The sequence below is a fragment of the Streptomyces sp. NPDC058307 genome (assembly GCF_042880295.1).
In the GTDB taxonomy this organism is placed as follows: Bacteria; Actinomycetota; Actinomycetes; order Streptomycetales; family Streptomycetaceae; genus Streptomyces.
Genome location: NZ_JBHVYZ010000107.1, coordinates 1 through 5163, shown reverse-complemented (window position 1 = coordinate 5163; position 5163 = coordinate 1). Strand labels below are relative to the sequence as shown.

5 protein-coding genes are annotated in these 5163 nt (G+C 72.2%); 2 read left to right on the top strand and 3 right to left on the bottom strand.

Features of this window, described 5'->3' with window-relative positions; all coding sequences use genetic code 11:
• Positions 1–125: 125 nt before the first annotated feature.
• On the bottom strand, positions 126–482 hold the full coding sequence (locus ACFVYN_RS39605; protein ID WP_390007406.1) for an ATP-binding protein: 357 nt from the start codon (positions 480–482) through the stop codon (positions 126–128).
• 137 nt (positions 483–619) lie between these two features.
• Complete coding sequence (locus ACFVYN_RS39600) at positions 620–1783, bottom strand: adenosine deaminase (RefSeq protein ID WP_390007404.1); 1164 nt, start codon at positions 1781–1783, stop codon at positions 620–622.
• Positions 1784–1896: 113 nt separating this feature from the next.
• Here ACFVYN_RS39600 and ACFVYN_RS39595 point away from each other — a divergent pair, with 113 nt between their 5' ends.
• The gene (locus tag ACFVYN_RS39595) at positions 1897–2652 is read left to right on the top strand and encodes a dienelactone hydrolase family protein (protein WP_390007401.1); all 756 of its coding nucleotides are present in this window, start codon (positions 1897–1899) and stop codon (positions 2650–2652) included.
• A 54-nt stretch (positions 2653–2706) separates the two neighbouring features.
• Here ACFVYN_RS39595 and ACFVYN_RS39590 read toward each other — a convergent pair whose 3' ends face one another.
• Positions 2707–3657, bottom strand: a complete 951-nt coding sequence (locus ACFVYN_RS39590) for a LysR family transcriptional regulator (protein WP_390007398.1) — start codon at positions 3655–3657, stop codon at positions 2707–2709.
• A 63-nt stretch (positions 3658–3720) separates the two neighbouring features.
• Between ACFVYN_RS39590 and ACFVYN_RS39585 the strand changes: the two genes are divergently transcribed.
• Positions 3721–5013, top strand: a complete 1293-nt coding sequence (locus ACFVYN_RS39585) for an MFS transporter (RefSeq protein WP_390007396.1) — start codon at positions 3721–3723, stop codon at positions 5011–5013.
• The last annotated feature ends 150 nt before the right edge of the window (positions 5014–5163 follow it).

Genomic DNA, 5163 nt, shown 5'->3' with positions numbered 1-5163 from the left:
CCGTCCCCCCCTGGCCCCCCCGGGCCCCGGCCGGGGGCCCACCGGTGGCCCCCGCCCCCGGGGGGGCCCCCCCCCCGCCGCGCGGGGCCCCCCCCCCCACCGGCGCGTGCGAGGAGCGGAACGTCTCAGCCGATCGGCAGACCGTTGAGGCCGGTGCCGCTGCCGGGCACGACCTGGCCGATCGGCAGGCCGCCGAGGAGACCGGCGAGGGGCCCGGTCGGGCCGTCGGAGAGCACCTTCTCGACGGCGGGCTGCGCGGTCGAGATGCCCTTGGCGAGTGCCGGCTGGGCCTGCGTCAGCGCTTCACCGGCGCCCGGCAGCGCCTTGGTGACGTTCTCGGTGGGGAGCCCCTGGGAGACGGAGCCGAGCGCCTGAGTGGCGTCCGGGACCGCCGGAGCGGCGTTCGCGGCACCCGCGCCGGCGGCGGCGAAGGCGGCACCGAGGGCGGCGACACCGAGGGTCTTGGCAGCAGACTGCTTCATGAAATGCGTCCTCGAAATGGGTTTACGGGATGTCAGCGGTCCACGAACGTAAACACGGGAAACCGTCCACCGCAAACATCGAAATGCGGACGGATGGTGAACACCCGCCCGCATTCCGCACCCGAGGATTTTCCTTGTCAGCTCTCCTCGGCCACAGAACCGCTGGTGGAGGCGGTCTGCTGGAACAGCCATTCGGACTTCAGCTCGGCATATCCGGGCTTGACGACGTCATTGATCATCGCAAGTCGTTCATCGAAAGGAATGAACGCTGATTTCATCGCATTGACGGAGAACCACTGCATGTCGTCGAGCGAATAACCGAACGCGTCGACAAGATGCTCGAATTCCTGACTCATGCTGGTGCCGGACATCAGCCGGTTGTCGGTGTTCACGGTGGCCCGGAAGTGCAGGCGCCGCAGCAGCCCGATCGGGTGCTCGGCGTACGAGGACGCGGCCCCGGTCTGGAGATTGGAACTGGGGCACAGCTCCAGCGGGATCCGCTTGTCCCGGACGTAGGAGGCGAGCCGTCCGAGCTTGACCGTGCCGTCCTCGTGGACCTGGATGTCGTCGATGATGCGCACGCCGTGCCCGAGCCGGTCGGCGCCGCACCACTGCAGGGCCTGCCAGATGGACGGCAGCCCGAAGGCCTCGCCGGCGTGGATGGTGAAGTGGTTGTTCTCGCGCTTGAGGTACTCGAAGGCGTCGAGATGCCGGGTGGGCGGGTACCCGGCCTCGGCGCCCGCGATGTCGAAGCCGACGACGCCCAGGTCCCGGTACCGGTTGGCGAGTTCGGCGATCTCCAGGGCACGGGCCGCGTGCCGCATCGCGGTGAGCAGGGCGCCGACGCGGATGCGGTGGCCGTTGGCCCTGGCCCTGCGCTCGCCCTCGCGGAAGCCCTCGTTGACGGCCTCGACGACCTCTTCGAGGGTCAGCCCCTTCTCCAGGTGCTGCTCGGGGGCGTACCGCACCTCGGCGTAGACGACGCCGTCCGCGGCGAGGTCCTCGGCGCACTCGGCGGCGACCCGGGTGAGTGCCTCACGGGTCTGCATGACGCCGACGGTGTGCGAGAAGGTCTCCAGGTACCGCTCCAGCGAACCGGAGTCCGCGGCCTCGCGGAACCAGACGCCCAGCCGGTCCGCGTCGGTCTCGGGGAGCGCGGTGTACCCCGTGTCCCGGGCGAGGTCGACGATCGTGCCGGGGCGCAGCCCGCCGTCGAGGTGGTCGTGCAGCAGAACCTTGGGTGCCCGGCGGATCTGGTCCGGGCTCGGGGGGTTCCCCCTCGGGTCAGTCTGGCTCGTCATCTACGCACTCTAACTCCTACGCGCGTAGAGCGCCCGCTGTACGAATCCGCCGATACGTAACGGTGACCGCCCGGCCCCGTGTCGTACACCCGGGCTTCTGACACTGTTCTGTCATGGCACAGCAAGCGACGCCGGTTCGCAGCGCCCGACTGGGCAGGACACTCGGCCCGGAGCCGGCGGCGGTGAGCGGGGTGGTGCTGCTCCTCCCGGGCGGCGACGAGACCTCACTGCGCAGACCCGCCTCGATGCGACTGCCCTCCGCCACAAGGGCGTTGGGACGACGACTCGCCCGCGCGGGACACGCCGAGGGGCTCGCCGCACATCTGGTGCACTACCGCTATCGCGGGTGGAACGGCAGCGAGGCGCATCTCGCGCACGACGCGACCTGGGCCGCCGACGAGGTCGTACGGCGGTACGGCGACGTCCCCGTGGCCCTGGTCGGCGTCGACATGGGCGCACGGGCCGCACTGCGCGCGGGCGGGCACGAGGCCGTCAACTCGGTGGTGGCGCTTGCTCCTTGTCTGCCCGAGGAGGATGTGGCGGCCGAGCCCGAACCGGTCAAGCAGCTCGTGGGGCGGCGGGTGTTGATCGTGCACGGGACCAACGACCAGCGGTCAGACCCCGAGTTGTCGTTCCGGTTCGCGTCCCGGGCGAAGAAGGCGAACCGGGAGGTGTGCCGGTTCGAGGTGCACTCCGACGGGCACGGACTGCACCAGTACCGGGCCGAAGTGCACGCGCTCACCGAGGACTTCGTGATGGGGGCACTGTTCGGGCGGGTGCTGTCCCGGCCGGTGCAGGACGCGCTGGCCGCTCCGCCGCCGTTGGGGCTGCGGATGCCGCTCGCCTCCGGGTTCGGGCGGCGGCGGTAGGCCGGGGCGGCGGTAGGCCGGGGCGGCGGTAGGCCGGGGCGGCGGGGTCGTAGGTCAGGGCAGCAGGTTCCCCCTCCTCGACAGCAGGAACTTCTTGAAGGCGGCCACCGGGGGTGTGTCCGGGTGCCCGTCCAGCCAGGCGACACCGATCTCGCGGGCCGCCCGGGGGGCCGTGACCGTCAGTTCCACGACCCCCGGGCGCGGGAAGGCCGGCGGCGGCAGCAGGGCGACGCCCAGCCCTGCCGCCACCAGCCCCCGCAGCGTCTCCGCCTCCTCGCCCTCGAAGGCGATGCGGGGTTTGAACCCGGCCTCCTGGCAGAGGTCGTCGGTGATGCGGCGCAGACCGTAACCGGGCTCCAGGGTGACGAAGGACTCCTCGGCGGCCTCGGCGAGGCGTACCCGCCTGCGGGCCGCGAGCGGGTGGTCGGCGGGGACCACGAGCCGCAGCTTCTGTTCGTCGAGGCGCCGGGCCACGAGGTCGGGGGCGTCCGGGACCGGTGAGGTCAGGCACAGGTCCAGCTCGCCCGCGCGCAGGCGTTCGATCATCGCCTCGCCGTAGTTCTGGACCAGGCTGAAGCGGACGCGGGGATGGTCGGCGCGGAAGGCCCTGATGAGGCCGGGCACCGTCTCCGAGCCCATGGTGTGCAGAAAGCCGAAGGCGACCTTGCCGGTGGCCGGGTCGGCGTCGGCACGGACCTCGTCGGCGGCGCGCCTGATCTCGGCGAGGGCGCGTTCGACGGAGCCGAGGAAGGTGCGGCCGGCGGGGGTGAGGGAGACCGTCCGGCCGATGCGGGCGAAGAGGTCGACGCCGAGGTCCTGCTCCAGGCGGACCATGGCCCGGGAGAGCGTCGACTGGGGTACGTCCATCTCCTGGGCGGCGCGGGTGACGTGCTCGGTGCGGGCCACGCCTGCGAAGTAGGCGAGCCGCGGGGCCAGCGACATCACCATGTCTTCTGTGTCACTGGACGGTGGCAGACGCGCCTGTGACCTCTGCTGATGCTCCATGGGAACGATTATGGCGAATCCATGCATTGGACGGATGAGCGCGGTCGTACGTAACTTCGAGGCATGCCTGCCAGTACCGAGGCGCCCACCCGCGTGGGCGCCGCATCCCCCGCCGTATCCCCCGCCGCAACCCCCGCCTCCGCCGCCGTCGACTCCCGTCTGACCCCGGGCGGCCCCGGCTACCGCCGGATGAGCTTCGCCCTCTTCCTCGCCGGTGTCGCGACCTTCGCGCTGCTGTACTCCACCCAGGCCCTCCTCCCGCTGATCTCGGGCGAGTTCGGGGTCGCGGCGAGCGAGGCCAGCTGGACGGTGGCGGCGGCGACCGGCGGCCTGGCGCTGTTCGTGCTGCCGATGAGCGCCCTCTCCGAGCGCTTCGGACGCCGTACGGTCATGACGGCGTCGCTGGCGGTCGCGGTGACGGTCGGGATCCTGGTCCCCTTCGCGCCCTCGCTGACCACGCTGGTCGTGCTGCGGGCGGTGCAGGGTGCGGCCCTGGCGGGACTGCCCGCCTCCGCGACGGCGTATCTCGCCGAGGAGGTCCGCCCCAAGGCACTGGTCACGGCGATCGGCCTGTTCGTCGCCGGCAACAGCGTCGGCGGGATGAGCGGCCGGGTCATCACCGGCTGGGTCGCGCAGGAGTGGGGCTGGCGGGTGGCCGTGGGGGTCATCGGCGCGATCGCGGTGGCCTGCGCGGTGGCGTTCCGCCTGCTGCTGCCGGCGCCGAAGCACTTCGTGGCGGGCTCGCTGCGGCCGGGCGTCCTGCTCGGCACGGTCCGGGCGCACCTCTCCAACCCGCTGCTGCGCCGCCTCTACGCCATCGGCGCGCTGTTCATGACGGTCTTCGGCGGCGTGTACACGGTGATCGGCTACCGGCTGACCGAGGCGCCCTTCTCCCTCCCGCAGGGCATCGTCGGCTCGATCTTCCTGGTCTACCTGGTGGGCACGGTGTCCGCGTCGACGGCGGGCCGGCTCGTCGGCCGCCTGGGCCGGCGGGGCGCGCTGTACGCGGCGGGCGGTACGACGGCCGCGGGCCTGCTGCTCTCGCTGGCCGGCTCCCTCTGGCTGGTCCTGCTCGGCCTGGTCCTGATCACCGGCGGTTTCTTCGCGGGACACGCGGTGGCGTCCTCGGCGGTCAGCAAGACGGCGACACAGGGCCGCGCGCAGGCCTCGGCGCTGTACCAGTCCGCCTACTACATCGGCTCCAGCGCGGGCAGCACGGTCGGCGCGCTCGCCTTCCACGCGGGCGGCTGGGGCGGGACGGTCGGGGTCGGACTGCTGGCGGTGTTCGGCGTGGTGTCGATCACCGTCCTCGGTACGCGTGCGGCTCGGGCCCAGCAGCGGCTCGCGACGGCCTGAGCCGCACGTTCTGCTTCCCCTGACCGGGGTCGGCCGGTCAGGGGATGTTTTTTCGCCCCCGCCGCCCCTACCCGTCCCGTCCTCCAGGGGCTGCCACCCCCTCGCCCCCGCTCCCAGGGGGCTCTGCCCCCTGGACCCCCGCTCCTCAAA

Excerpts from the sequence above, each read along its gene's own strand:
- ACFVYN_RS39600 (WP_390007404.1), bottom strand. The coding sequence starts at position 1,783 with ATGACGAGCCAGACTGACCCGAGGGGGAACCCCCCGAGCCCGGACCAG.
- ACFVYN_RS39590 (WP_390007398.1), bottom strand. The coding sequence starts at position 3,657 with ATGGAGCATCAGCAGAGGTCACAGGCGCGTCTGCCACCGTCCAGTGAC.
- ACFVYN_RS39585 (WP_390007396.1), top strand. The coding sequence starts at position 3,721 with ATGCCTGCCAGTACCGAGGCGCCCACCCGCGTGGGCGCCGCATCCCCC.
- ACFVYN_RS39595 (WP_390007401.1), top strand. The coding sequence starts at position 1,897 with ATGGCACAGCAAGCGACGCCGGTTCGCAGCGCCCGACTGGGCAGGACA.
- ACFVYN_RS39605 (WP_390007406.1), bottom strand. The coding sequence starts at position 482 with ATGAAGCAGTCTGCTGCCAAGACCCTCGGTGTCGCCGCCCTCGGTGCC.